The sequence below is a fragment of the Paenibacillus maysiensis genome (assembly GCF_000520815.1).
Classification (GTDB): domain Bacteria; phylum Bacillota; class Bacilli; order Paenibacillales; family Paenibacillaceae; genus Paenibacillus; species Paenibacillus maysiensis.
Genome location: NZ_ASRY01000292.1, coordinates 23,177 through 49,787 on the forward strand (window position 1 = coordinate 23,177; position 26,611 = coordinate 49,787).

Genomic DNA, 26,611 nt, shown 5'->3' on the forward strand with positions numbered 1-26,611 from the left:
AGGTCGGACTCATGGCTAAGCCTATTTCAATTGTGAGAAAACGCATTTTGACAGAAGAAGAACGGCAAAAACAATCGCTAGATCAGCTTACTGCTGATCTGGCGGACAATGGGGCGGCATTGCAGAAGACGCTCGAAATTGTACGTGAGCTGCACGATAGCGGTCTTCTCGAAGCAGCTCAGTCTATGCTGAAAGCCAAAGAAAGCATCGCCAAAATCGCTGTAGGACAAGCGACGCGCAAGCCTGTGACAAACATTATCAACAATCTGATGGGAGCAGCCGGCATGCTATCCGAGGTCGATCCTGAGCTGATGAAAAAGCTGGTGGGCAGCGTTACTACGGGCCTGAACGAAGCCGAAGAGCATTTAAAACAGAACAAAAAGACCCGCCTGCGCGATCTCATGAAGGCTATGAATGATCCGGATGTAAATCGGGCGATGGGTTTTGGCATTCATTTTCTCAAAGGGCTGGGGAAAGGCTTGTCCGATAAGTAACTGAGTATAGCGTGGAGGTGGATACAGAGTTGCAAGATTATACTCGACGCTATCAGTAGGAGGACGATCAGGAATGCCTTCAGCTATTGCTGGAGCATTGCTGGTCTTATGTGAAGACTTTGATCGGGGAGCTTACCACAACAACGGAAATGAATGAGGATATCGTGAGGGAGATTTGGCAAAAAGAAAAGACACGCTTCACGTTTATAGCTGGCCCCACTACAAACGGGAGTCAGCTCTTTTCTTCTTCCTTTGATAAGTCCCCTACAACCGAACCTCCCTGCCTCGTCTCTCCGTCAAAAATTGCAACAGCCAAATACTATAGTTGATAAAAACCAGCGGAAAACTAATGACCGAAAACAGCGGAATTGTATGTACAATGGTAGCATAAACGATCCAAATCAACAGGATTATCAGCAGACAGATCCGGAGGATTGCGCTATTGTTTGATTTCTTGCGGAACAGCAACCTCTTCATATCCATAGTATGGTCATTACGATGAAGTAGATGGACAAAGATCAGAATATGCAGAATCAGGTGAACAGCAAAAGCAATGAAGGCAAAAACGATCCCCGTGGCAAATAGAGCAGAGCCATTTTCCAAATCAGAAGATTCATGTTCAAGCTCCGGCAATTGCCACATCCAGTACAATATGAACCCGTGACAGGAAGCTAGCGCAATGAGAATTGAAAATATATATAAAAATACTTTACTGACGGCAGTCTCCAAGTTTAATTCCTCCGTACGGATAAGTATGGCTCTCTTAACTCTCACTCATATTCTCTGAGTAGTATAGCGAATTATTCTTATAGATCCAAATTTTAATAGAGTAAAACAGATCATAAAGCAAGGATTAGAGGAAAGGTTACCCTGAGAAGGATACACGGGATAAGGCTCAAAAACGTTCTATACTCTGTTGTGGTATTCATTATTTTATTTGGGGCTGAAAGATGGGGCTGGTTTATAAAAAATCACACCGATGCGGCACTAAAAGGCTATCCGGGAGTATACCGAACAGCCTTTTTTCAGCTACAACATGTATAGGGTCACATTACTACTCTACTTTTTATCCACCTGCAATAGCGTCACCGTTTTGAGAGAAACAGCATCTTTGATTTGCTCCTCTGCAATGACGTTAAGCTTGAGTAAACTGGTAATCTTCGAAGTATCCGGTTTGGAAAACAAGCGCCATAGCTGCGGATCAGGCAGTGAATCATACAGCTTGGTATGATCGTATTCCTTGCGGTGCTGCTGCACAATTTTGACCCGGTAGCTGCCAATTTCCCAATCTGCCACTCCCTGCTGCGCACAATGAGCTGTAATGTCATTACGCAAATCAGTCAATTCGCCTTCAATTTCTTTTTGCTTCTGCTTTAACTGATAGTAGCGACGCACCTTGTTTTCCAATTCCATCACGCTCCTCTGCTTACATATGTATGTTTGCGGAAGCGTTTTAGGACAAGTTTGTGGTGTGAAAATATAAGATATATCTACAAAAGCATTTCCCGGGTAATGGAGAGACTCAGGAAATGATCTTGAATCATCCGATCCGGGATCATCCAAATTTTATTTAGGGACATTGGCACCTGGATTTACAGGGCCTGCTCCCTTCGATTCTCCTTTGCGTTTAACATAATTGGACCAGTAAGCCGTTAGAATAGGCACCAATATAGAGGTAACGATGACCGAAGCGGCTACCAACGCAGTTGCGGATTGCGCTACGGGCAGGAACTCTGGCTTCATATTCGCAACAATGACCGGATTCGCTACCGCTGCACCTGCCGTACTGGAGGCTGCAAGTCCTGCTGTACCGTTGCCGCCGCCGATATATTTGTCCGCCAGGATCAGCGGAATGCCTGTAATAATAATGACGCCGATGCCCAATATAATACCGAGTAAGCCGGTTTGTACAATCACACTCAGATCGATGGAACAGCCCAGTGCAAAACCGAAAAACGGAATAAGTGCATGCGTAGCGCTACCAAAATATTTACGAAAATCGTGATCCAGATTCCCCAGCATGAACCCGACCAGAAACGGCAATACCGCCCCCACAAAAGCCTGCGGCTCAAAAACGGCCAATCCCGTACTGCCCAAAATGAGCATGGTCACTAACGGACCAGATTCCAAGGACATCAGCACGAATGCCCCCGCCTCTTCCCTGGAACCGTATTGCTGCATAATGGAGGCGTATAGCCCACCGTTCGTCATATCCATCGAAGAAATCAGCGCCAATACCGACAGGCCCGCAAACAACCCACTTTCCACGCCGCCGACGGGTAGCAATTTGGATGCTATGATAGCCACTACCCAGGCAACTGCGATTTTGGTTAATACGAGCGTACCTGATTTACGTAATACCGTACCCGTAGCTCGTATATCAATGGAAGCGCCCATACAAAAAAACCACACCGCCAAAATCGGTACCGTCCCCGTCATTAGTCCCTTCGTAAACGATCCAAAGTAGTCCCCGGCCCACGGTATAAATGTATGAACCATTGCTCCTATAAACAGCGGCACCAACATAATGCCGCCCGGAATTTTATCAATGCTTTGCTTGATTTTCATAACTTCATTCAACCCTTTCGTTTTTGCCAGCGCAAAAACAAGGCCGTATTACTTGCGGCTCAAGCCTAGTTCGGGAATCAACCTTGCGAAAGTTTCATGGCTCTCCTTCAACTGCCGTGCGAATGCTTCTGCATCCTTAACACGTATCCCCAATCCATGCTTACGCATTTCTTCCCTGAATTCCTCATCTTTCGTCCCCTTGATCAGTGCGTCCGCCAGAGTTTGAGCAATCTCATCCGGCGTATCCCTGGGCACAGCCAGTCCTCTCCAAGTCCCGATAAAATGTACACTCAGCCCAGTAGCCTGCTGTAACGTCGGCACACTTGGAAACGCTTCCGAAACGGTGTCTGCCTGTATCGCCAGTATGCGCAGCTTCCCTTGGTCTACATACTTTTTCACTTCGGCAGGACTGACCGGCACAGCATCCACGAAGCCACTCATCAACGCTGAAACGGCTGGCCCAGCTCCCTCATAGGGAATATGGGTAAAGCGGACTCCGCTTTTTTGCTCCAGCATGGCAGCAGCGAGGTGCCAGATGCTCCCCGTGCCTGCATTGCCCATTTTCAGCTTGCCAGGATGAGCATGAGCGTCCTCCAGAAATGCTTCGGCCGTCGTCCAGGGAGCATCCGCTCTAACCGTGATGGCAGAAGGGTCCATATTGGTTTGGACCAGCGGTTTAAAGCGCTCATAGGTAAGGGGCAGCAGTCCCAGATGTGGCAGTGTGGTCAGCTCCGCAACCAGATACGTTACAGTGTAACCGTCCGCCTGCGCCTCAGCCCCTTCCATCAGCCCGACCGAACCGCCTCCACCCGTCCGGTTAACGACGATGATCGGCTGGCCGAGATGCTTTTCGGATGCTTTCGCCAATGCTCTTGCCGTGATATCCGTACCGCCGCCCGCCGCATAAGGAACGACGAGCGTGATGGGCTTCACAGGAAATGCACCACTGTGGTCACGCAAAGCGTGTTGATCCACATATTCACTGATACTCAAGGCAGAAAGAAAAGCCACTCCCGCCGCAACCAGCACATATTTTTGCCATGGCTTGTTCTTCATTACGCTTCCTCTTTTCCAAAAAATGTACTGGGCCAGTCACGCACCCGTTTTCACCCCCAGACGTTTTCGGTCATGATATTTGCGTTTACATGAAGTCAATGTACCGCAACGCGGGGGCTACAGCTATCGCTTAATCTTCGAATTTATCTTCCAAATCCCCAAAATACCGACCTTTTGGCGGATCTGCATATCTATTGGAACATTTGCTGATTTCCCGAAATTTCCCGGGGGTCACCTGTTTATGCTTCCGGAATACACGGATAAAGCTGTTCTCATTCCGGTAGCCGACCTGATCAGCAATCTCTGCAATTTTTAGATGTGTTTCGCACAGTAATGCACACGCTTTTTTCACTCGCAAACCAGTCAAGTAGTCGTATACGGTGCTACCTGTCTCTTCCTTGAACATACTGCTCACCGACGACACGCTCATATGGACCTGATTTGCAATTTCCTGAAGCCCAATATTTAAATGCAAATGATGCTCCATGTAATCAATCATCTCCTGTACACGTACAAACTCCTTGGACTGTCTGTGTCCAGAGAGTTTTTCGCTGATATCAGCTACAATCGAATACATTTGCTTCTCGATATCTGCAAGATCAAGCGTCTGAATCTGATTCCAGTGGTAATCAACAAGCTTGTCCGGCGGCGTCACACCATGAGTCATGCACCATTTCAGCAGCTCCTCCATCAGTTCATGAACAGACAGATGCACCTGCGCCGGGGAGGTCCTGTGAAGACGAAGTTCTTCTCCCCATTGGCTGATCAGCTCGATACTTTTCCCGGCTTCCTGTGACTCCACGGCACGAATGATTTCCACATTCCGGTTTTCCACCGCTGCTGAGACATGAGTATGCTCTTCTGCCCTAAAATCCTCTGTATCATCCATGTCCATCCCCATGCTGCCCGTGCTCATATGCGAACATCCATATCCCTCATACAAACGCAAACCAAGGGCTTCTTTCCCCTTTACAAATGACTGACGTAACTCATGGATATCGGAGAATGCAGGACCCATTCCTATGGAAATAGTCAGGGGAAGATGCTCATCCACAACCTGAATCAGCCTGTCTGCGCTTTTGCGGAGCAGAATGCTGTCTGTGACATCGGCATCAGCCCCAGCCTCAGTCCCAGTTATTGCTTCATCTTCGCTCTCACTTAACTGTAGTAGTACAACGAACCCGCTTTCCTCATCTGGCGCGCTTACTGCCTTCCAGTGAGGTTCAAGCCCTTCCAGCAAAATATTGTTCAGCGCATATTTGAGCAGCATTTTATCCTCCTCTGGAAAGCTTGCTGCCCAAATAGAATACCGATCGATTGACACGATCATCACAGCCAAAGAGCTGCCGTCCCAATCAGAAAAATACTGCTCCCATTTCATACGCATTTCCTGTATGCCCATTCTACGCTGGATGACATCTTCCATGTATTTGGAGCGCAACTCCGGTAGACTTCGCTCCACCACCAGTGATTTGCGATGGAACTCTCCAACCAGCTTGCCAATTACCGGCTCCAGATCATACAATCCGCCTTGGCGCGTTCCTTTGTAGCCTGAATTCAACAGGCTATTAATTCTTTTCATAGGACGAAACGCCGCATAATTGTAATAGTAGACCGCTGAGCAACCCGCCAATATGGAAATAAGGGCCAACCACAACATCATGTTGCGCGCCAGCTTGACATGCTTCAGCAGCTTGTCCATAGGAACAAGCGATACCAGACGCCAGCCCGTCACATCTGAAAAGGTCTGGTTCGCCATGTACTCCATCCCCCCTACCTCTACATAAGCATAGGGACTCACATCCAGCTCTTTTAAAACCTTGTCCATTTCGTGTAGGGGTACAGACGATTTTAACTTGGGATAGATCAACTCACCCTCCAGATCGTACACATATTGCGAGTTGGACAAATGAATATACAGCTTGGAGAAAAAGCGATCATAATCCAGATTGATCAGCACCGCGCCGATGACCTGCCCATCCTTTACCACGGGCCTTGCCAGCGAAAGGAGTTCTACCGTTCCGTTTTCATGATTCGTGCCGTACCATCTTCGCTTAATCAGTAATGGCTTCTTTTGAATGTCCCGAATCCAGGGAACCCAAGTCGTATCCGGCGCTTGGTCCCAATCGGGTACATAGCCGTATTCGCTGGATACGAGAGCATGCTTTTCCAAAGAAATAACTTCAGCCGAATGAATCTCTTCATGCGAAGAAAGGGCTTTCAGGTATTTCTGTAGCCGTTTGATGACGGAAACGTTGTTTGACAGTGATTTCCCACCTGTTTGTAAACGTGCAAATGCCTCAACATCCGGGGAATAGGCTGCATCCAGCGCCTTATTATCGGACTCCCGAAATACCCTGTTGGTCACATCCAGATTAATTTGCAGCAGCTCTATGTTCGGTGTGTTCAATTCGGTATCCAAACCCTTGCGATATCCCGAATACGATAGCAAACCGATCACACTAATAATGAGTGATACACTTAGAGTGAGTAGCAGAATGAGCCTTGTCTGTTTATTTTTCAGAATCAATCGAAGCTTTAATCGCAGCATTCCCGTAAATTCATCCTTCCGGACTTCGTTTTCCAGCATCCCTTGCCAACAACGTACAGGCTAACATATACTCCCTAAATCTATTTGACGCAGTATGGGGAATTCCCTGCCTATTAACTCTACGAAGAGCAATAAAAGATAGCTATTATTGTCAATCATTAGACACTTTTTATAAAAAGAAAAAGCCTCCCTTCATGGGTAAGGCTTCTTCTATAGGTTTATCCTGTATCTATCATATAGCCAAAAAATGTGTTGAATTCGTGTTGCTTAGCCCGTTTTTTCCACCTGAAAACGATCCAGCTCCCGTTGCATCTCCTCACGAATCTGACGAAGCTCTTTCACCTTCTCAGCCGATTCCTCAAAGGAACGCTTCTGCTCCACGGTAGAGGCGGTAATCTCTTCACTGCCTGCGGCGGATTGCTGGGTAATCGCGCTGATGTTCTCAATCGCTTGCTGTACCTGTACGCTCAGTTCCCGAGATACATTCATGTCCGTCGACAGCTTGCTGACTTGGCTGGCAATTTGCTGTACTTTGCCGCTTATCTCAGCGAACGATTCCCCGGTGGTCGACGTTGCCTTCTCCTGCTCACGGAATAGCTCCTGACTTTGCGCCACAGAGGTCTTCACCTTGTTCATAGCCTGCGTAATGCCCTCGACTGCGGTATAAATTTGCTTCACAGCCGACTCCGACTGATTTGCCAGCTTTTTCACTTCGTTAGCTACGACTGCAAAACCTTTTCCAGCCTCACCCGCACGCGCAGCCTCAATTGAAGCATTCAAGGACAGCAGCGACGTCTGGCTGGCAATCTCGGATACATAACCGGTCATCGTCGTAATCTCGGCTGCATTGGCCTCCAGTTCCTTGACTGTTTGCTCCACCTCGGACATCGCTGAACAATTTTCTGCTACAATGCGCAGCTGATCACTCATCACACGTGTACCTTGCTCAATGACACGTAATGCGTCTTCGCTATAGGTGGAAGACTGCGTGGTCTCCAGCAGATTCGCTTCAAACTTCTGCTGCATCTCATCCACAACGCCAACGGTGGTCGACAGATCCTCGGCAATTTTTTGACTCCCAATCGCCAGTTCCTCTGTTGAGGTGCTAACTTGTGTTACGATTTCCTTCATGGCCTCATTATGCTGGTCAATATCCCGAGCCATCAGATCGACACGATTCCCCGCCTGGTCAATAGAGAGCACAATGTTACGCAAGTTCCCGATCATGACCCGGAACGATTCGTTGAGCTCGTCCAGCTCATCTCGTCCCTTCGTTTGTGCGAGTTGCACCGTCAAGTTTCCATCGGCAATTTGCTTCGCTGCATTCGTCAACTTGCGGGTTCTGAGGGCAAGCTGCCTGGATGTATATGTATTATATAGCCCGACCGCCACCAGAAGCAGAACAGCACCTGCCAAGGCCAATTGCCAAGTAAAACGAATACTCTTGGTCAATTCCTCTGTATATTCGTCATAACGTGCTTTCGTCAGAATATCCAGCATAAACACATCGTTCTGGATCCCCTGTACACGCATCGCATTACGTTTGGATTCAGGACTGCTTCCCGTACTCATCGCTTTAACCGTCGCAGCCTTCAATTCGCTGAATTTCGTTTTAACGGTATTCAGACGCTTTTGCTGCGCTTCGGTCTGCATCATGCCTTGCGAAAGCAAAGTAATCGTTTTTTCCGCCTGCCCCAGTTGATTTTGCACATCCGTTTTGTTGCTCTCTGTCATAGAAGAAGAGTAATTTTGCAGCGCCTGTCCTGACTGAATCAAATAAGCATTGAGCTGCTGTACATTCAGCATGGCTGGAACGAGACTACTACTTTGCGAGTTGATACGGATTAATTGAAAAATAATATAGGCCACTAAAGCCAGGCATGCGATCAGGGAAACCATCGCGTTAAGCACCAGTTTACCTTGCAGTTTCATCAGGAATCATCCTCCGTTTTACGAAAATTTATTGGGTGGGCACAGTAAGACTGCCGGACTTAACCTGTTCCTTCAAGTCATCCAGCAGCTTTTGCTGCTCCGGGTTCAATGTCAAAACACGAATAGGCGCCAAACCAATGCCTTCTTCCGCAAGACCGAACACCATATTCTGGTCCGTAAATTTTCTTTGATGATCTGCAAAGCTTTTGACTGCCGTGTAAATAGCGGCATCCACATTTTTAATCATTGAGGTCACTACTGCTTTTTCCGCAATGAAGAACTGGTCGCTGTCGACCCCGATTGCGAACTTTTGCTGCTTTTGCACCTCCTGTAGCGCACCCACACCTGTAAGACCTGCCGCCGCATAAATCACATCAACTCGATCCTGATCTATCATCTCGCGCGCGATCTCCGAGCCCAGCTCCGCCTTGCCGAAATCTCCCGCATACGTAGCGGTAACCTTGGCATCAGGCTTAACGGAGCGAACTCCTGCCCGATATCCAACCTCAAACTTTTTCAACAGCGGAGACTCCACTCCCCCGATAAAACCCACCTGATCGGTTCGGCTCGCCATTCCTGCAACGACCCCTGCCAAAAAGCTGCCCTCTTCTTCTTTAAAAGTAATGGAAGCCACATTAGGTAAATCCGATTTTTCATCCACAATTACAAATTTGCGATCCGGATATTTTTTTGCAACAGTCTCCAGACTTTCTTTCACCATGTACCCCAATCCGATAATCAAATCGGATTTTTCCTGAACAAGCTGTTCAAAAGCAGCATCATATGTCTTGGTTTCGGAAATTTCCCGATATTCAAAAACGATTTTCCCCTCGTCCCGTGCCTTGACCAAACCCCGAAAAGCCGCGTCGCTGTAAGACTGATCACCCAGACCAATATCTGACAGTACAATTCCTACCTTAATCGGTTGCTCCTTGGTTTGTGCTACTGGCTGTCCACATGCTCCCAGCAGTAATGCAAAAATAGTGACAATGGGAACCCACCTCAATGTTAATAACTGAACCTGTTTCTTCATGACATATCACCTCAGCATAATTTGCAAATCCCCAACATTTTTATATCGGTTATAAAGGCATTTTTTTTCATAAGGTTTTCTGTAAATTCATTGTAATGGAAGGAATATAATGAGGTAATATTTACCATTTATCATTTGCTCTTGCTCCATTTGGAGGCAATCACGTCGACTTTACTTTCTATGAGATCCATGACCTCCTCACGACGTTTAGCCTTGAACAGATCAATCATGTCCACCAGGTCGTTGCGGTCCAATAGCTTAACTCCGTTAACAGCAGCGAGTGTTTTACAGGATTCCGTGTAGCGTCCGGAAGTGATAACGACAGACTTGTCTGCCGCATAATAACGCATGGAGGTGTAAATTTCCTGTACCGCGCCCAAGCCGACCGGATTTTGTACAGCATAACGCTTGGCCTGAATCACAACTCTGACACCTTCACGGTCTGTAAAAACCAGATCCGCTCCAAAATCCCGGCTACTGGTCGTTTTGTAGATGTCCTTATAGCCGAGTGCAGATAACAACCGTTGCAGATAAAGCTCAAATTCTGAGCCATCCTCCATCCTGTCTATATCCTGAATTCCGATTTTTCGCGGGTCCAGATCACGTAAAATCCGATTTCTGCGCCGACGTACCAGTCCCCTGATGATGAGTATGAGTAACAGTAGTAGTACAATGAATCCTATTCCTAATTCCTTATATGCCGATAATTGCTCCAGCAGCATTCCTCTTCCCCTTTTCTACAATGGCGTGCAGCGGTATATTCCTTAGCAGGGCATTCCACATATCACGCTGACGCCCTCGTTACACAAGGACAGCCCCGCCGGATTCGACGGGGCTGTCTTCATTTTGCCTCAAAGCTGCCTACATTCTAAACTCCGCAATATTATTCCCGATTCAGCAGCGACTCTCCGGCAATACCCGGCTGAGTCATTTGATACGGGTCCAAAATAATGTCCAGCTCTTCCTCAGTAAGTACATTATACAACAGACACAACTCGCGTACCGATTTGCCAGTTGTAATCGCCTCACGGGCGATGCGTGATACGACCTCATATCCAAGGTGGGGATTGAGCGCAGTAATAATGCCTACGCTGTTTTCGACATATTCACGACACCGCTCCACGTTCGCTTCAATTCCGTCCACGCAATGAATGCGGAAGACATGAAAGCCCTGCTTCATAATTTCCAGCGATTGCAGCAGGTTGTAGACAAGCACAGGCTCCATCACATTCAATTCTAGCTGACCAGACTCGGAAGCGAGACAGATCGTATGATCATTCCCAATGACCTGAAAAGCAATCTGGTTGATGACCTCACACATTACCGGATTTACTTTACCAGGCATAATAGATGAACCCGGCTGACGGGCGGGCAGACTCAGCTCTCCGAGACCCGCACGCGGCCCCGAGGCCATCAGGCGAATATCATTTGCCACCTTGGACATGTTCATCATGCAAATTTTTAACGCGGCAGACACTTCCGTATAAGCATCCGTGTTTTGAGTGGCATCGACGAGATTTTCGTCAGCCTCTACAGGGAAACCACTTACTTCCGCCAGCACCTCGGCGACACGCTGAATATAACGGCGATCTGCGTTCAAGCCGGTGCCTACCGCAGTTGCGCCCATATTGACCGTCAGCAAATGCAGCTTCGTGGCACGGACACGTCCGATATCACGGCCCAGCACACGCGCATAAGCCTGAAACTCCTGTCCCAGCCGGATCGGTACTGCATCCTGCAAGTGGGTTCGGCCCATTTTAATCACACTGTCAAACTCTTTCGCCTTACGGGAAAACGCCTCCTGAAGCTCACTCATGGTGACCAGCAGCTTGTCAATCATACTTAGAACAGCCAAATGGACAGCCGTCGGAAAAGCGTCGTTCGTCGATTGCGCCATGTTGACATGGTTGTTGGGACTAATCTCCTGATAATCTCCACGCTGCTTGCCGATCAGTTCCAGCGCCCGGTTCGCAATCACTTCATTTGTATTCATATTAATGGACGTGCCTGCGCCGCCCTGAATCGGATCGACGATGAAATGGTCGTGCAATTGTCCTTGAATCACCTCGTCAGCTGCCTGAATAATGGCCTCTGCCTTGGGACGATGCAAGCGGGTCAGCTCCATGTTTACCGTTGCTGCTGCCTTTTTGACGATGGCCATGGCTTTAATCAGCTCAGGATGCAGCCGTTGGCCGGTAATTGGAAAATTCTCTTTTGCCCTCAGTGTTTGTACACCGTAATAGGCGTCTGACGGCACTTCCTTGGTACCTAGAAAATCATGCTCCAGCCTCATATTCTTCGATTCCTCCGCTGTATATACTACGATCTTCAATCCGAACCAGCCGAATTGACATAAAGAGACCCTTTAGACGGTCCTCATTTCATTATACGTTCCCGTTCCCTCGCTTTTCCAGTCGAATAAAAGCGGAAAAGCATGTGAAATCGTATAACAATCTATTATTACCTGTATATAATACCGTTATTCGCTAAATCATCAGCAACGGCTCAGATACGGATTTAGTGGTTTGTAATAAAATCGGGTAGCGTCCAGTTGACCGTTAGCCGATTGGGCATACCCTGGAATCACGCCTGCTTCCACAAATCCGATAGATTCGTATAGCTTATTGGAAGGATCGCCCACCCTCGTATCCAGCACCAGCAGCGTTCTGCCCTGACGCAGCGCCTCCTCTTCCGCAGCCTGCATCAGTTGACGCGCAATCCCAAGCCTGCGCCCGGACGGATGCACCATGAGCTTCGCAATTTCCGCACGGTGAGTTGCGTTGGCCTTTGTAGCCAAATGGAGCTGCACAGTTCCAACAGGCACACCTTCCTTCTCCGCAATCCACAGGACTACACTATTCTGAAGGACACTCTTCCAATAAGCTGCTGCTTCCTGATAAGCGAGTGGCGGTAAAAATCCAATAGAAGCACCGTCCGCCACCACGTCGATCAACAACCGGGTCAGTGTATCTGTCAATGCATCGTTCAGAGCTTGAATGGGATAGACTGCTATTTCATTAGACAAGGTGATTCCTCCCCGGTGATATTTGATAACAATAAAGAAAGCAAACCATCCTTTTAGGATCGCTTACTTTCCATGGCGTTACTTTAGTTTCTATATATGCTTTATGTCCCCTTACTGCTCTGCCATATAAAAGAACTCCCACAAATGACCATCTATATCCTGAAAGCTCCATCCATACATAAAGCCGTGATCCTGAGGTTCGTTCGAAGGCTTTCCGCCGGCTTCCAGAGCCTTGTGGACAATTTCGTCTACCTTTTCTCGACTCTCCACCGATAAGGCAACAATCGCTTCTGTTGTTTTCGTTGCATCCGAAATTTCTTTGGTAGTGAATGCTTTAAAACGCTCTTCAACCAGCAACATAACAAATATTTGCTCACTGACAATCATACAGGTTGCATGCTCATCGGTGAACTGCGCGTTAAATTCAAATCCGATTGTAGTGAAAAAATCAATAGACTGCTGCAGGTTTTTAACCGGTAAATTCACAAAAATTTGTTTGGCTGTTACTCTCACGACATTTCACCTCTTCATCAGTTATAAAATCAAATTTTTATGCTGCTTCTCCAACAAAAGATAACTTAACTACCGCAGAAGGTCAATCAATTTGACATTTCAATCATTATACTACTGCTCCCAATTCAACTTATCCAGAGTTCGAGATAATACAGCCGCTGCTTCTGCCCTCGTCACCGATGCATTTGGAGCAAAACGGCCTTTCCCGTCTCCCTTCATAATGCCCACGCTCGACAGAGTACTGACAGCCGGAGCTGCCCATGTAGAAATGGCTTGTGCATCCGATAATGACGCTGAGGCACTTCCTGCCGCTGTATCTTCCGTAGTCCCGGCGAAGCGCAGGACTCGCTCTACAATTACAGCCAGCTCCTCCCTCGATACCGGAGCATCAGGTCTGAAGCTGCCGTCTGCATAGCCATTGATCAGTCCAGCAGCGGATGCGGTACGCACCGAATCTGCATACCACAATTCCGATTGTACATCGTCAAAGCCCGTCACCATGCGATCTGAATGCTCCAGTCCAAGCGTACGAACCAGCATCGTAGCCAGTTCCGAGCGTTGTACCTGACCATTCGGCTCAAAGCGTAGGTTCGATAAACCCATCTCACCAGTCTCATTCGCGGTGGACGCTGACTGATTTGCCCCTGCTACAATCAGACGCGTAGCCAAGCGTGTAATGTCCTGCTGCGCCCAATGACCGGAAATATCGCTGAACGACCTGCTTACATTAGCTCCCCCGCCATCCAGCACGACATAAGTTCCACCCGAACGTCCATACACAGTCAGTTCCTCACCAGAAGCGGTAAACGGAACCGGCTGATAGGACAACTGTCCGGCTTGATTGATGGATACCTTCACTACAGCAAGTTGACCCACGTCTACCGTTGCGGGAACACGTAGAAGATAACGTTCATACCCTTTACCGGAATTATTGCTACCTGCCAACGACTGCTTGCGTCCATCTTCGCTTCGTAACTCCGCCACAACATCAACAGCTCGCACCAGCTTGCGCCCTGCCGGAATATCTGTGCGTTTAGCCAATCCTTCGTTCGGCGTAACCGTAAGGCTCAAGGAAATCTGTTGTACAGGCACCTGCCAGGTGTCAGCCAGCTTTTGAACAGACAAACGACCTGTTGCTACTTCATAGCCGCCCTGTGGCGTTTCTACTCGCAGGGTATGAATACGATCATTCAAGACGGCACCCAAAGCATCTCCGTTTAGGTTCACTTCGAATAGCTTAGCATCTGCCTGCTCCCCTGCACGGACTACGAGCGTACCATTCGCCCCGTTCCGAATCGCATTTAGTATGTCAGCGGCTGGTACTTGTGCGACTGCTCTTTTCAGTCCGTTTTGCTCTGTTACAATGGACTTGGCTTGCACCACATTAACGCCTGACGAACCTTTACCATTCTGCCCGCTATTCGCAGTCTCACCCTGTCCGTTATTCGTCGCTCCACTCGCGTTACCGCTACTATTGTTTCCAGTGTTGCTGCTGCCATTGCTCTCCTGCTGATCATCGTCATCATCTTTATTCCGACCACTCTCGCCATCTGTTGGCGGTTCCACTGTTTGGCGTGGCAAGCCAATTTGAGCAACCAATGGATCATGATCACTTACCCGCCCGTCCGCCGCGCTAAAATCCGCATTGATATGAACAATATCCAGCACGGATGATTCACTTATGGACGGACTGACCAGCAAATGATCCAGTGTTTGCGAATTTCCCTCATAAATATACGAATATCGTTCCTTCTCATCCAGCTTATCTACCAAATTTGTTAATTCCTGTCCTCGGACCCAAGCGAGCGTTTCGGAAAATTGAAAATCATTTAAATCTCCCAATACGATGATATTCGCCTGATGATTTTGAGCCAGCACCGACTTCACAAAACCATTCACAATCGTTGCAATCTTCGCCCGCTGTATTTCGCTGCTTCGTACGGGTGGCTGAATCCCTCCAAATGGCGCCTGATCGCCCCCTTTGGAATTAAAATGGTTCGCGATCACGATCACCTGCTGACCTTCAAACTCAAATTCAGCAGCCAACGGCTTGCGTGAGTATTCAAATGCCGCATTCAGCGGATCAATACGACCGGGATTGAGAGAAAGCCCCTGCTCTCCATAGGTCACCGATGTAACCGAATCTCCCTTCGACTTTTCCGTCAGCGTGACACGTTGCGGATTGTAGAGAAATCCGACCCGAATATTGCCGCCGGGAGCACCGCCATCCTTATTATTTTCAGGTGCTATATCTGTAAAAGCATACTCCGGCCCTCCATGAGCACGAATCGCCTCAATCAGCACCCGAAAGCTTTCCGAAGCATCTGTGGTGCCGTCATCCTTCTCGCCATTATTGTCCTGAACCTCCAACAGCCCTACGATATCCGGGTGGTTCAAATTCACGGCGATGGCCTGTCCGAGCTGATCAATCCGTTTTCCGTCACCGGGATCGAAATTTTCCACGTTAAAGGAAGCGACCGTCAGCTTATGATCATCCTGCACCAGACGTGTGTTGGCTGGCTGGAGACCCCCTGACACAATATCCGGCAGACGCTCAGGCAACAGCTTGAAATTACTAAAGCTGTAGCTCACAATTCCCGTGATGGGACTCGCAAAACGATCTCCTGTTTTCAACGGAACCGCAGGCTTGGCATCGATCAAAATCCGCTGCGGATTCAGACTTTCTTCGGTCAGCATCAAGCCGCCTGCTTCAGTCAATACATCGCCTGTGTCCGTCCCGTTATCAATCCTGACCGGAATTTCATAACCATAAGGACCGATTACACGCGCATCTCTCAACTCTACACGCATAGCCTCCAGACTTTCAAAAAAGTCCAAGCCATCCTCCTGCGGATCGAACACCGTCATTCCGTCATTATCCACAACAGATGTCGGCATGACACGCCCCTCTTTTCCAAGCAAAATCGGAGACGGCAGTGGACGGTCCTTGGCGACCACCGAAACCGAAGAAGCTACAATTTCCGTGGTCGTCAGATCTACCGGCTTGCTGGCGTAGGTTCTTTCCGTATATTCCTTCACCGAGCCGCTGACTCGTACCTCATCCCCAACCTGCACACCGCTGCCAGGCTTGTACACTAGAATAGCTTCGGATGTTCTTTCATCCTGATCCACCTTATCGTCTGCCTCCTGCATAAAGAAGCTGCTTCCCTTCACCATTGTCACAATTCCTTCGACATCCGTTACCTTTTGCCCCTCATTGGGTGAACGATGGACTGCTCCCTGTATATCATGGATGCGGAGCTTCTCCGGCACATAGACATCTGCATATACACTGGCTGCTACAGTCGTGGGTGATGATGGTATCCCCGTTTCTACTAAAGACGCAGACTCTGCTGAAGCTTTTCCAGCGGACAGTAACCCCGGCCCTCCACCCGACAGCACCAATGCCACACTGAGCCATGCGACCCCAAACCTTTTTAATTTCCTGGGTAACGTTACTGCTATGTATTCTTGTTTCATCAAAAGACGCGCTCCTCCCAATTTTAGCTATGATCACGCTTACAAAATATATTCCATGTTTAAACATACCATAAAATAGTCAAACCAGTACCTGAATTATGTAAAATGAATGGCTCCGCCGTAGCATAATGAGATCAAATTATTGTAAACTTGTTCTAATACAGAAAAAGGTGGCACATACGCTATGGAGCACTTGCTTAACGATCAGGTTAAAAACATTCAAATCAGCGGCATCCGCAAGATTGCCAATAAAGTTGCCGCATTACCCGGAACCCTGTCTTTAACGATTGGACAGCCGGATTTCCCTACCCCTCCGCATATTATGGAAGCCGCCCACCGGGCGATTAACGAAGGACGCACCTCTTATACGCCAAATCCGGGACTGCCCGAGCTACGGGAAGCGGCAACGGCGTTTGTAGCGCATAAATACGAACTGAATTACCGTGGACAGGATGAGGTTATCGTAACGAATGGGGCCAGCGAAGCGCTGGATATTGCCCTGCGCACGATTTTATCCCCCGGTGACGAAGTCATTTTGCCTGTGCCCATCTACCCAGGATACGAGCCATTGATTCGCTTGTCAGGTGGCGTGCCCGTGCTGGCTGACACCCGTAAAAGCGGCTTTAAGCTGACCGCCGAGGTGCTGGAGCCGTATTTGACCGAACGGACGAAAGCCGTCATCCTCGGATATCCTTCGAACCCAACCGGACGAGTGATGAGCCGCGAAGAGCTGGAGGCTGTCGCAGATTTGCTGAGAGACCGCGAGCTGTTTATCATTTCAGATGAAATATACAGTGAACTGATTTACGATGCGCCACACGTGTCTATTGCTGCCCTTCCAGACATGCGGGAACGAACCATCGTCATCAACGGCCTGTCCAAATCGCACTCCATGACGGGCTGGCGGATTGGTTTTACGCTTGCACCTGCTGCAATTACACAGCATATGGTCAAGGTACATCAATACAATGTGACCTGTGCCAGCTCAATCAGCCAATATGCTGCGCTGGAAGCCTTGACCGTCGGTGTCGAAGATGCACTTCCGATGCGCGAGGAATACCGCAAGCGCCGTGACTATGTACATGGAAGGCTAACCGACATGGGCATTCCACTCGAAAAACCCGAGGGGGCCTTTTATCTATTCCCTTCCATCGCCCATTTTGGCTTAAGCTCGATGGATTTCACCCTGAAGCTACTGGAAGAGCATGGGGTGGCTGTCGTGCCGGGAGATGCCTTTTCCTCCTATGGCGAAGGATACATTCGGTTGTCCTATGCTTACGGACAAGATGTGCTGGAGCAGGGGTTGGATAAAATAGAGAGGTTTGTTAAAGGAATTGTGAGGAGTTAAGGTGGGAAGAGGCGCTACGCGGTCCATTTGATCTTCCGATCGCTGTTGCAGGGGGGATTCTTGGATTGTATAAGACATTTAGTGGTAAGAATCCCCCTGCAAAGGCGAACGCTATCGCTTCTTCAGATTCAAATGGCCCGCTTCGCTCACTGCCCACCTTAAAGTCACCAAATTCCTTTGAGCATGTGGGGCGCAGAGGAAAAGAACAATACTCACCGCTTTGCACGGTGAGTAAACAAAATAGGCCCTTGAACCACCCGCACAGGTGGTTCAAGGGCCTATTCGCTCTTCCACTACTCCCTCACCATCGGCGTAGGGATTCATGGGTGCAAGCTTTAAGCACGACGCAGCGGAGGGGGCGGAATGGTGCTGGACAAGCGAAGCGTTCGCCTTTAAATTCCGATTTTCACCTTTAGACTTCAAATCAAAAAATCGGAATTTAACAGCGATGGTAAGCACCATCCGCCCCCGCAGCGTCCTTTAAAGCTCAAACCTGAATCCACGCGCCTCCGCCACTCTCTTACTTTAAATGCATTTTGAATTGCAGGAACAATTCATTGTAATGAGCCAGCATTCGCTTGCCCAGGTTGTCGTAGACCTCCAGCTTATCCGTAATTTCAGATGGTGGATAAAAGCGCTCATCACCGGATATATCTTCGGGCAACAGCTTCTTTCCATCCGCGTTAGGTGTGGAGTAGCCTACAAACTCGGCATTTTGGGCGGCTACGTCGGGCTGCATCATGAAATTGATAAATTTATGAGCCGCGTCCACATGGGTGGCGGTTTTCGGAATAACCATGTTATCAAACCACAGGTTGGAGCCTTCATCCGGCACGATGTAATCCAGCTTGTCGTTCTCGTCCATGATTTCGGACGCATCACCGGACCATACAACACCAGCAGCAGCTTCCTCGTTTGCCAGCAGCATTTTAATCTCGTCACCGACAACCGCTTTGACATTGGGCGCTAATTTCTCCAGCTTCGTTAAAGCCTGCTGCAAATGCGCCTCATTCGTATCGTTCAAGGAATAGTGGAGGCTGTTCAGCGACATACCCACAACCTCCCTCGCACCATCGACCAGCAGGAGGTTGTTACGCAGCTTCGGATTCCACAGACCATCCCAGCTATGAAAATCAATTCCTTTTGTTAGCTCCGGGTTAAACACAATGCCGACCGTACCCCAAAAATACGGTACAGAATATTGGTTTTTCGGGTCAAACGAAAGGTTCAGAAAATGAGCATCCACATGCTTCAAATTCGGCAGCTTGCTGTGATCCAGCGGGAGCAACAGGTGCTCCTGCTTCATTTTAGCCAGAGCATACTCCGAAGGAACCGCTACATCAAACGATGTTCCTCCCTGCTCAATTTTCGTCAGCATCGCCTCATTGGAGTCAAACGTCTGATAAATGACGGTAATCCCCGTCTCCTTCTGGAACCTTGCCGTTAACTCAGGGTCGATATAGTCTCCCCAGTTGTATACCGTCAGCGTATTGCCACCGGAATAGCCTTGACTGGAGTTCAGCCATGCCGCCACCCCCATCAGACCGAACGAGATGATAAAAATCGACAGAAACACGCGCACAAGCGACTTCATCTAGGTACCCCCATTTCCGCCGCAGGCTCCTTTTTCCCATTCCGATTCGCCTTGCGCATAATAAAGTAGTAACCCACCACCAACAGCACAGTAAACAGGAAAATGAGCGTGGACAGCGCATTAATAGACAGGGAAACCCCTTGGCGGGCACGCGAGTAAATTTCCACTGATAAGGTAGAATAGCCGCTGCCTGTCACAAAAAAGGTCACCGCAAAATCGTCCAGCGAGTACGTTAGCGCCATAAAGAAGCCCGCGTAAATCCCCGGCTTGATAAAAGGTAAAATGACCTTGGTCAGCACATCCATCCGGCTGGCACCCAAATCCCGGGCCGCATCCACCAGCGATGGACTCATTTCCTGAAGCCGTGGCAAAATCATAATGACCGCAATCGGCACACTAAATGCAATATGGGACAACAACACCGAGTAAAAGCCCAGCTTGATCCCCACCATCGTGAACAAAATGAGGAAGGATGCGCCAATAATGACGTCCGGGTTCACGATCAGCACATTGTTGAGCGACAGCAGCGTATTTTTGACCCGACGGTTCTGCATCTGGTGAATAGCCAGCGCTCCCATGATGCCAATAATCGTAGCCAGCGCAGAGGACAACAACGCAATGACCAAGGTGTTTATAACAATGATAATCAAGCGGGTGTCGGCAAACACCTCTTTGTAGTATTGGAGCGTAAAGCCTTCAAATTGGTGCATCGTCCCGCCGCTATTGAACGAATAATACATCAAGTACAGAATAGGCGCATACAACACAAGAAAGACGAGCACCAAATAAATATTCCCGAACCGGTTTTTATTTGCCATGCCGCACCCTCCGTTTCGTTCCCGAGGTTATCAGCATAATGATCGCCATCGCCAAAATCAGGAACACCGCAACCGTAGAGCCCATACCCCAATCCTGTGTGACCAGAAAATGCTGCTCAATCGCCGTCCCCAGTGTAATAACACGGTTGCCTGCAATCAGACGGGTAATCATAAATAGCGACAGCGCCGGGATGAATACCGCCATACACCCGGATCGCACACCAGATAGCGTTAATGGAAAAATAACCCGGCGAAACGCCGTCCACTTGGAAGCGCCCAGATCACGTGCGGCGTCCAGCAGTGAAGGGTTCAGCCCTTCCAGCGCGTTGTAGATGGGCAAGATCATAAACGGCACAAAAATATAAACCGATACAAACACAAAGCTGGAGCTGGTAAACAATAATTGCTGACCACCCAGTCCAACCAAGCCCAACACAGCATTCACCGGACCATACGTACCAAAAATTCCGATAAAAGCATATGTTTTAAGCAGTAAGTTAATCCACGTCGGTAAAATAATGAGCAACAGCCACAGCTGCTTATGCTTGGTTCGGGTGAGCAAATACGCCGCCGGATAAGCCACCAACAGCGAAAATACCGTAATCAACAACGCATACCAAAACGAGCTAAGCGTCATGCTCAAATAGACAGGGGTCAGAAATTGTACATAGTTACTGAACGTGAAATGACCATCTACATCAAATAGCGAATAGTAAAATACAAGCACGACCGGGGCTGCCACGAACAGCACAATCCATAAATAGTAAGGCAGCAGATACGCTGCTCTCGTATTACCGGACATGCTGCTCCACCTCTTCATAGGCCTCCAGACGCCGATCAAATTCCTCCTCCGTTTCCCCGAACCGCATCACGTGGATCGCTTCCGGGTCAAAATGAAGACCGATTTCACTGCCCAGCTCCGCCTTTTTGGTAGAATGCACCAGCCACTCCTGACCGGAATCATCATAGCAGCTAATTTCATAGTGGACACCGCGGAACAGCTGGGTATCCACCTTTACTCGCAGTTTGCCCTCTGTAACGGTTGTAATCTCCAAATCCTCGGGTCGAATCACAATTTCAATCGGTTCATTCGGGCGTAATCCTCCATCGACACATTCAAACTGCCGACCATTAAACTCCACCTGATAATCCGCGATCATGCGTCCTGGTACAATGTTGGATTCCCCGATAAAATCCGCAACAAACCGATTGATCGGCTCATCATAAATATCATTCGGTGTACCGCTCTGCTCGATCTTTCCTTTATTCATAACAAAAATTTCGTCCGACATGGCCAGCGCTTCCTCCTGATCATGCGTTACAAAAATAAAGGTGATTCCAAGACGCTGCTGCATTTCACGCAAAATGTACTGCATTTCTGTCCGCAGCTTCAAATCCAGTGCAGACAGCGGCTCATCCAGCAGCAGAACGTCCGGCTCATTGACGATGGCCCGTGCAATAGCAACACGCTGGCGTTGCCCTCCGGACATTTCAGAAATTTCCCGTTCATCGTAGCCCTCCAGATTGACAAAGGACAATGCCTGCGCAACCTTCTCCTGAATGGTCTTATTGTTCATCTTTTTGATTCGCAGACCGAAAGCCACATTTTCAAACACATTCAGATGTGGAAATAATGCATAGTCCTGAAAAACCGTATTGACCTGCCGTTCATTGGCTGGAACACGATTAATCAGCTTGTCATTCAAATAAATCGAGCCTTCCGTCGGCTCTGCAAAACCTGCAATCATACGCAAAATCGTCGTTTTACCACAGCCGGAAGGACCCAGCAGTGTATAAAATTTACCACGCTCAATCTCAAAGCTGACATCAGCCAGCACCGGGGGATCGTTGTCATATTGCTTGGTCACCCGTTCAAATCGGATGATGGTTTGCTCTCCCATAACACCCTCCTTCAAAGATTCGACTTCATTCCATTTCATTCTTTTCATTAAACCTATTTATTCAGGGCGTATCATTTACCCTTGAGACTTCCATGTAAAATAGTCTGTCAATACACGAATCGCCACACCAATGGCTTCCTCTGCAGGCTCCAGCTTGGCATGATGCAGACCATATGGCGTATCAACGCCAAGCCAGAACATCAGCCCCGGAATTCGCTCCAGAAAATATCCAAAATCCTCTCCGGTCATCGCTTCCGCGCATTCAATGAGCTGTACATCCTGCCGTTCACGGACCCAGTTCATAAATTCCTCTGTCACCTTGGCTTCATTGAACACTTGCAAGTAATTTGAGCCATAATCAATCTCTGCCTGGCATTCGAATCCAGCTTCCATCCCGCGCACCAGCGCTTCAATCCGCGATTTGACCAGTGTCATCGTGTCGGCGGATAACGTGCGAATGGTGCCCTCCAAACGGGCTGTTTCAGCAATAATATTCTGCTTCGTACCGCCGCTGACCTTGCCAATCGTAATGACCGCTGAATCCAGCGGGTTCACATTACGGGCTACAACCGTTTGCAATTGTCCGACCAACTGACAGGCCGCCACCACCATGTCATTCGCTTTGTGCGGATATGCCGCATGTCCCCCTGTACCCTTCAGATCGATAAACAGCTCTGATGTGTTCGCAAACAAAATGCCGGGGCGAGTTGCAATCGTGCCCACCGGATACTCCGGTGCAACATGCAGCGCGACGATTTCATCCGGCAGCCAGTCTGCCAGCTCGGCGCTGTCCCGCATCGGCAATGCTCCGCCCGGTCCTTCCTCGGCAGGCTGAAACAGTACGACCAGGTCATCCTTGATCGGGTGGTTTGCAAAGTGAGAAACAATACCCAATCCAATCGTCATATGTAAATCATGACCGCAAGCATGCATGTAGCCGGGATGGGTCGAACGGAAATCATAGCCCGTCTCTTCCACAATTGGCAAACCATCCATATCGCAGCGATATCCATATCGACGTGCAGGAGCCGTTCCATGAATCAACACCAGTACGCCAGTACGCCATGTACGTATGTCCAGATGCTCCTGAGGGAGCGTTGCCAAATAATTCAGCAGATATTGCTGCGTTTTAAATTCCTCAAAACCAGGCTCGGGAATTTGATGCAAATCCCTTCGTATTTGAACAAAAGAATGATAATCGACCGTGCTCATTCCGCTGATCCGCCTCCTTTTCCTAACTTATCAGGTTTATCAGACAAAAGAACAAAAGGACAAAAGCCCGGCGCAGCCGCCGAGCCTTGTCCGTTGTGCTTCGTCCCTAAATTGTGCTGTCAATGCGTCCATACCACTGACAAGGAATCGTTCACCTTTTGTACATTTAAAAACTTTTTTCAGTCTTACAGAACGCGCAGGTCCTTCAAGATTTCAGTTTTTGATTTGGTCTTATCGTCGACCTGTTTGATGACGCGTGCAGGTGTACCTGCAACTACGGAGTATTCAGGTACATCTTCGGTTACGACAGCTCCGGCTGCAACGACTGCACCTTTACCGATTCGCACACCTTCCAATACGACTGCATTTGCACCGATCAATACATCGTCTTCTACCACAACAGGCTGTGCAGATGGAGGCTCAATAACACCCGCAAGGACTACGCCTGCACCGATGTGACACATGTTACCTACTTTAACACGGCCGCCAAGTACAGCATTCATATCAATCATTGTGCCTTCACCAATGGTGACACCGATGTTAATGACTGCACCCATCATAATGACTGCGTTATTACCGATACCAACCAAATCGCGAATATACGCGCCTGGCTCGATGCGGGCATTGATGCCTTTCAGATCGAGCATAGGCACTGCGGAATTGCGGCGGTCGTTTTCCACCACATAGTCTTCTTCTTTAGCGTTAACGCTGTCCAATACAGGCTTGATGTCGACCCAATCGCCAAATACAACGCCGCTGTCTCCGGAAATAAAAGCTTGAACATTCTCGCCGAATGATGCGGAAGCCAAAGCCCCTTTTACATATACTTTAACAGGCGTTTTTTTCTTGCTGTTTTTAATCACGTTGATGACTTCTTGTGTATTCATTTCGATGGACATAGTAAATCGAACAACTCCTTCATCGCTTCATACGACTTCGCAAGCCGGAATGATCTTATTCTCTCATCCTTTATAGCACAAAAGTACAGGTCCCGCAATTACGGATTCGAGTTACTTGTTGGCTTGCAGGCTCTCCAGCGATGTATAAATGAAGGATTCGAATCCTTCGGCAGGCTCGCCCTTAGGAATGTTTACCTTCACGATGAAGCCGCCTGTTTTATTTTCCACTACAATATATTGGCGTGTGACCTTCGAACCGTTCGCTTGCAGGAACAGACGGCTGCTGGTCAGCGCTTGAGGCACTTTGGCTTTGTCTACTTTCACCGCTTTGCCCATAGAAGACAGATCCTTTTCGCCTTCCTTTTGAAGCTCGTCCAGATTAAAATCGGAAGGCAGCTTCGTAATTTCAGCGTAATAGTTATCATCTACAGCCAAGGCTACGCGGTTCTGATCAGGAAACAGGGACATGGGGTCAAACACATACAGTGAATATCCCTCTCCTTCAGCCAACGTAGCGGTTTGCTTTTCCTTTTTCCCTTCAAGGCCAAGCTCAAAAGCTTGAGTTTTCGGGCGTTCACCGCCTACTGCTTGACCGGAGCTGCCGTTTTGCGTGCTGCCTGTTGCAGTTTCTGTTTTTTCAATTTTCGTCAAAATCAGTTGCTTGGCAACCGCGTCGCCTTCCACTGCTTTTTCGTTGTATTCAAATGCGACCGAATCGCCTTCCTCAAGTCCGGCTACCACCGTGTCCAGTCCGTCACCCAGTTGGAAAGACTGGGCTTCTCCATTGGTTTCAATTTCAACCGTGTGCGGGTCAGCGGCTCCGTTGTATACACCTGTTCCCTTTTTAACCTCTGGCTCGGCGATTGGCTCCGGTTTAACTTGTGGCTGTTGCGTCTGCGGTTGGTCTGCCTCTTGAGGTGCGGTATTATTGGTTTGCGGTTTCGTTCCACAGGCTGACAGAGCCAGCACTGACACTACAGTTAACAGTATGATTGAAAATGTGTTGCGTTTTTTCATAAAATCCACCTCCACTATGATAGACGAGTTTGTGCGGCAAAAGTTCCTACGCAGCTTCATACTTAATATCCTTCCTCCTACTCCCGCTTTTTATATTCCACGCAGATGTCAGGTACGATATAATGGGCTGTATTAAACCTAATTTTCGAGATACCGATGGAAGGAAACGAATACGTATTATTCTTCCTCCGTACTGGATGGAGCTGTCAGATGAATCAAGCGCACAAACCGTCATTTTCCTTTGAACTACTGTACATCGTAGGTATTATCGCTATTTCGTTCTCCTCGATCTTCGTAAGATGGTCTGAAGCCGAGGTGTCCGTCATCGCTATGTACCGTTTGTACCTGACCAATCTCGTCATGCTGCCTCTGGTCTGGAAATACCGTACCGAGCTATTCAGCCTGAGCCGCAAGCAATGGATGCTGATCATCTGGTCCGGTATTGCACTAGGGCTGCACTTCTTGCTCTGGATGGGCTCGCTGCGACTGACCACTGTTGCAAGTTCTACCGTTATTATGACATTGGAGCCGATCCTTGTCATGCTCGGTTCTTTTTTGTTTTTCCGCACGGGCACAAACCGGGCTATGCTCATCGGAATGGGCCTGGCTTTTGTTGGCTCGCTGGCGATCGGAGCCGGGGATTTCCACGCCTCGGGACAAGCCCTGCTTGGAGATGCCTTATCCTTTCTGGGGATGGTGGCCGTCTCTATCCATATGCTGATGGGCAAGCATTTGCGCGAGCATTTGAGCGCCTTTGTGTATAACTTTTGGGTATTCGCCATCGCGGCCACATCGCTTGCGCTGTATAATGTAGTCAACGCGATTCCTTTTACCGGATATGCCCCACGGGAATGGGGACTGTTCCTGTTGCTCGCCATTGTGCCCACTTTGTTCGGCCATTACCTGTTTAACTGGCTGCTCAAATACATTAACGCCACAGCGGTGTCGATGGCAGTACTCGGTGAGCCCGTTATTTCTTCCTTGCTAGCCTGGGTGTTGCTGGGAGAAAAACTTTCTGCCTTACAATTTGGCGCAGGCTTCTTCATCCTGTTCGGGGTATGGATTTTTATCCGATACGGAACCGATTTTAAAAAGAAGGTCGTCCACCAAAGTGAATTGCCCGACAGCGAGCTTCCCCTTAAGACAGGTTCTTAACTTATTTACCCCATT

The 26,611-nt window shown here is 48.6% G+C and carries 22 protein-coding genes; 3 read left to right on the forward strand and 19 right to left on the reverse strand.

What is annotated here, in order from left to right; all coding sequences use genetic code 11:
• The first annotated feature begins 11 nt into the window (after positions 1 to 11).
• Positions 12 to 494, forward strand: coding sequence for a helical membrane plugin domain-containing protein (locus L696_RS0122395; protein ID WP_025685639.1), 483 nt, complete (start codon positions 12 to 14; stop codon positions 492 to 494).
• A 264-nt stretch (positions 495 to 758) separates the two neighbouring features.
• On the opposite strand, the gene L696_RS0122405 is transcribed toward L696_RS0122395, so the two are convergent.
• The 12 genes from L696_RS0122405 to L696_RS0122460 all read right to left on the reverse strand — a co-directional run bounded on the left by L696_RS0122405 (position 759) and on the right by L696_RS0122460 (position 16,652).
• Positions 759 to 1,223: a hypothetical protein gene (locus L696_RS0122405; RefSeq protein WP_025685640.1), complete on the reverse strand. Its 465-nt coding sequence runs from the start codon at positions 1,221 to 1,223 to the stop codon at positions 759 to 761.
• Positions 1,224 to 1,553: 330 nt separating this feature from the next.
• A complete protein-coding gene (locus L696_RS0122410; RefSeq protein WP_025685641.1) occupies positions 1,554 to 1,907 on the reverse strand; it encodes a hypothetical protein in 354 nt (117 codons plus the stop codon).
• Between the two features lie 153 nt (positions 1,908 to 2,060).
• Entirely contained in the window at positions 2,061 to 3,062 is a 1,002-nt protein-coding gene (gene kdgT / locus L696_RS0122415) for a 2-keto-3-deoxygluconate transporter (protein ID WP_025685642.1), read from the reverse strand.
• 48 nt (positions 3,063 to 3,110) lie between these two features.
• Positions 3,111 to 4,118: a tripartite tricarboxylate transporter substrate binding protein gene (locus tag L696_RS0122420; protein WP_025685643.1), complete on the reverse strand. Its 1,008-nt coding sequence runs from the start codon at positions 4,116 to 4,118 to the stop codon at positions 3,111 to 3,113.
• A gap of 130 nt (positions 4,119 to 4,248) precedes the next feature.
• Entirely contained in the window at positions 4,249 to 6,705 is a 2,457-nt protein-coding gene (locus L696_RS0122425) for an AraC family transcriptional regulator (protein ID WP_025685644.1), read from the reverse strand.
• Positions 6,706 to 6,936: 231 nt separating this feature from the next.
• Positions 6,937 to 8,601 carry a methyl-accepting chemotaxis protein gene (locus tag L696_RS0122430; protein WP_025685645.1) on the reverse strand — a complete coding sequence of 555 codons (1,665 nt, stop codon included), beginning with the start codon at positions 8,599 to 8,601 and terminating at the stop codon, positions 6,937 to 6,939.
• Between the two features lie 28 nt (positions 8,602 to 8,629).
• Positions 8,630 to 9,634 (reverse strand): BMP family lipoprotein, encoded by a 1,005-nt coding sequence (locus tag L696_RS0122435; RefSeq protein ID WP_025685646.1) that lies wholly within the window; start codon positions 9,632 to 9,634, stop codon positions 8,630 to 8,632.
• A 131-nt stretch (positions 9,635 to 9,765) separates the two neighbouring features.
• Entirely contained in the window at positions 9,766 to 10,356 is a 591-nt protein-coding gene (locus L696_RS0122440) for a restriction endonuclease (protein WP_025685647.1), read from the reverse strand.
• Positions 10,357 to 10,517: 161 nt separating this feature from the next.
• Positions 10,518 to 11,927 (reverse strand): aspartate ammonia-lyase, encoded by a 1,410-nt coding sequence (gene aspA, locus L696_RS0122445; protein WP_025685648.1) that lies wholly within the window; start codon positions 11,925 to 11,927, stop codon positions 10,518 to 10,520.
• A gap of 201 nt (positions 11,928 to 12,128) precedes the next feature.
• Positions 12,129 to 12,659, reverse strand: a complete 531-nt coding sequence (locus tag L696_RS0122450; protein ID WP_025685649.1) for a GNAT family N-acetyltransferase — start codon at positions 12,657 to 12,659, stop codon at positions 12,129 to 12,131.
• Positions 12,660 to 12,770: 111 nt separating this feature from the next.
• The gene (locus L696_RS0122455; protein ID WP_025685650.1) at positions 12,771 to 13,172 is read right to left on the reverse strand and encodes a VOC family protein; all 402 of its coding nucleotides are present in this window, start codon (positions 13,170 to 13,172) and stop codon (positions 12,771 to 12,773) included.
• A 111-nt stretch (positions 13,173 to 13,283) separates the two neighbouring features.
• On the reverse strand, positions 13,284 to 16,652 hold the full coding sequence (locus tag L696_RS0122460; protein WP_025685651.1) for an S-layer homology domain-containing protein: 3,369 nt from the start codon (positions 16,650 to 16,652) through the stop codon (positions 13,284 to 13,286).
• A 184-nt stretch (positions 16,653 to 16,836) separates the two neighbouring features.
• Here L696_RS0122460 and L696_RS0122465 point away from each other — a divergent pair, with 184 nt between their 5' ends.
• Complete coding sequence (locus tag L696_RS0122465; protein WP_025685652.1) at positions 16,837 to 18,000, forward strand: aminotransferase A; 1,164 nt, start codon at positions 16,837 to 16,839, stop codon at positions 17,998 to 18,000.
• 520 nt (positions 18,001 to 18,520) lie between these two features.
• Here the strand turns inward: L696_RS0122465 and L696_RS0122475 are convergent.
• The 7 genes from L696_RS0122475 to L696_RS0122505 form a co-directional block, all read right to left on the reverse strand.
• Positions 18,521 to 19,594 carry an ABC transporter substrate-binding protein gene (locus tag L696_RS0122475; RefSeq protein ID WP_025685654.1) on the reverse strand — a complete coding sequence of 358 codons (1,074 nt, stop codon included), beginning with the start codon at positions 19,592 to 19,594 and terminating at the stop codon, positions 18,521 to 18,523.
• Positions 19,591 to 20,412, reverse strand: a complete 822-nt coding sequence (locus tag L696_RS0122480; protein ID WP_025685655.1) for an ABC transporter permease — start codon at positions 20,410 to 20,412, stop codon at positions 19,591 to 19,593. Before L696_RS0122480 ends, L696_RS0122475 begins: the two co-directional genes overlap by 4 nt.
• Positions 20,402 to 21,214, reverse strand: coding sequence for an ABC transporter permease (locus L696_RS0122485; RefSeq protein WP_025685656.1), 813 nt, complete (start codon positions 21,212 to 21,214; stop codon positions 20,402 to 20,404). The genes L696_RS0122480 and L696_RS0122485 overlap by 11 nt, the downstream gene beginning before the upstream one ends.
• Entirely contained in the window at positions 21,204 to 22,313 is a 1,110-nt protein-coding gene (locus tag L696_RS0122490; protein ID WP_025685657.1) for an ABC transporter ATP-binding protein, read from the reverse strand. The genes L696_RS0122485 and L696_RS0122490 overlap by 11 nt, the downstream gene beginning before the upstream one ends.
• A gap of 75 nt (positions 22,314 to 22,388) precedes the next feature.
• Positions 22,389 to 23,525, reverse strand: a complete 1,137-nt coding sequence (locus L696_RS0122495; protein WP_025685658.1) for an N-acetyldiaminopimelate deacetylase — start codon at positions 23,523 to 23,525, stop codon at positions 22,389 to 22,391.
• Between the two features lie 185 nt (positions 23,526 to 23,710).
• Entirely contained in the window at positions 23,711 to 24,424 is a 714-nt protein-coding gene (gene dapD, locus L696_RS0122500; RefSeq protein ID WP_025685659.1) for a 2,3,4,5-tetrahydropyridine-2,6-dicarboxylate N-acetyltransferase, read from the reverse strand.
• Positions 24,425 to 24,535: 111 nt separating this feature from the next.
• Entirely contained in the window at positions 24,536 to 25,441 is a 906-nt protein-coding gene (locus tag L696_RS0122505) for a hypothetical protein (protein WP_025685660.1), read from the reverse strand.
• A 210-nt stretch (positions 25,442 to 25,651) separates the two neighbouring features.
• On the opposite strand from L696_RS0122505, the gene L696_RS0122510 reads away from it, so the two are divergent.
• Complete coding sequence (locus tag L696_RS0122510) at positions 25,652 to 26,596, forward strand: DMT family transporter (RefSeq protein WP_025685661.1); 945 nt, start codon at positions 25,652 to 25,654, stop codon at positions 26,594 to 26,596.
• The last annotated feature ends 15 nt before the right edge of the window (positions 26,597 to 26,611 follow it).

Bases quoted from the DNA above. Each gene is read 5' to 3' on its own strand.
- L696_RS0122410 (WP_025685641.1), bottom strand. From the start codon at position 1,907: ATGGAATTGGAAAACAAGGTGCGTCGCTACTATCAGTTAAAGCAGAAG.
- L696_RS0122480 (WP_025685655.1), bottom strand. From the start codon at position 20,412: ATGGCAAATAAAAACCGGTTCGGGAATATTTATTTGGTGCTCGTCTTT.
- L696_RS0122440 (WP_025685647.1), bottom strand. From the start codon at position 10,356: ATGCTGCTGGAGCAATTATCGGCATATAAGGAATTAGGAATAGGATTC.
- dapD (WP_025685659.1), bottom strand. From the start codon at position 24,424: ATGTCCATCGAAATGAATACACAAGAAGTCATCAACGTGATTAAAAAC.
- L696_RS0122420 (WP_025685643.1), bottom strand. From the start codon at position 4,118: ATGAAGAACAAGCCATGGCAAAAATATGTGCTGGTTGCGGCGGGAGTG.
- L696_RS0122490 (WP_025685657.1), bottom strand. From the start codon at position 22,313: ATGGGAGAGCAAACCATCATCCGATTTGAACGGGTGACCAAGCAATAT.
- L696_RS0122475 (WP_025685654.1), bottom strand. From the start codon at position 19,594: ATGAAGTCGCTTGTGCGCGTGTTTCTGTCGATTTTTATCATCTCGTTC.
- L696_RS0122495 (WP_025685658.1), bottom strand. From the start codon at position 23,525: ATGAGCACGGTCGATTATCATTCTTTTGTTCAAATACGAAGGGATTTG.
- L696_RS0122465 (WP_025685652.1), top strand. From the start codon at position 16,837: ATGGAGCACTTGCTTAACGATCAGGTTAAAAACATTCAAATCAGCGGC.
- L696_RS0122395 (WP_025685639.1), top strand. From the start codon at position 12: ATGGCTAAGCCTATTTCAATTGTGAGAAAACGCATTTTGACAGAAGAA.
- L696_RS0122435 (WP_025685646.1), bottom strand. From the start codon at position 9,634: ATGAAGAAACAGGTTCAGTTATTAACATTGAGGTGGGTTCCCATTGTC.
- L696_RS0122430 (WP_025685645.1), bottom strand. From the start codon at position 8,601: ATGAAACTGCAAGGTAAACTGGTGCTTAACGCGATGGTTTCCCTGATC.
- kdgT (WP_025685642.1), bottom strand. From the start codon at position 3,062: ATGAAAATCAAGCAAAGCATTGATAAAATTCCGGGCGGCATTATGTTG.
- L696_RS0122485 (WP_025685656.1), bottom strand. From the start codon at position 21,214: ATGTCCGGTAATACGAGAGCAGCGTATCTGCTGCCTTACTATTTATGG.
- aspA (WP_025685648.1), bottom strand. From the start codon at position 11,927: ATGAGGCTGGAGCATGATTTTCTAGGTACCAAGGAAGTGCCGTCAGAC.
- L696_RS0122505 (WP_025685660.1), bottom strand. From the start codon at position 25,441: ATGAAAAAACGCAACACATTTTCAATCATACTGTTAACTGTAGTGTCA.
- L696_RS0122460 (WP_025685651.1), bottom strand. From the start codon at position 16,652: ATGAAACAAGAATACATAGCAGTAACGTTACCCAGGAAATTAAAAAGG.
- L696_RS0122510 (WP_025685661.1), top strand. From the start codon at position 25,652: ATGAATCAAGCGCACAAACCGTCATTTTCCTTTGAACTACTGTACATC.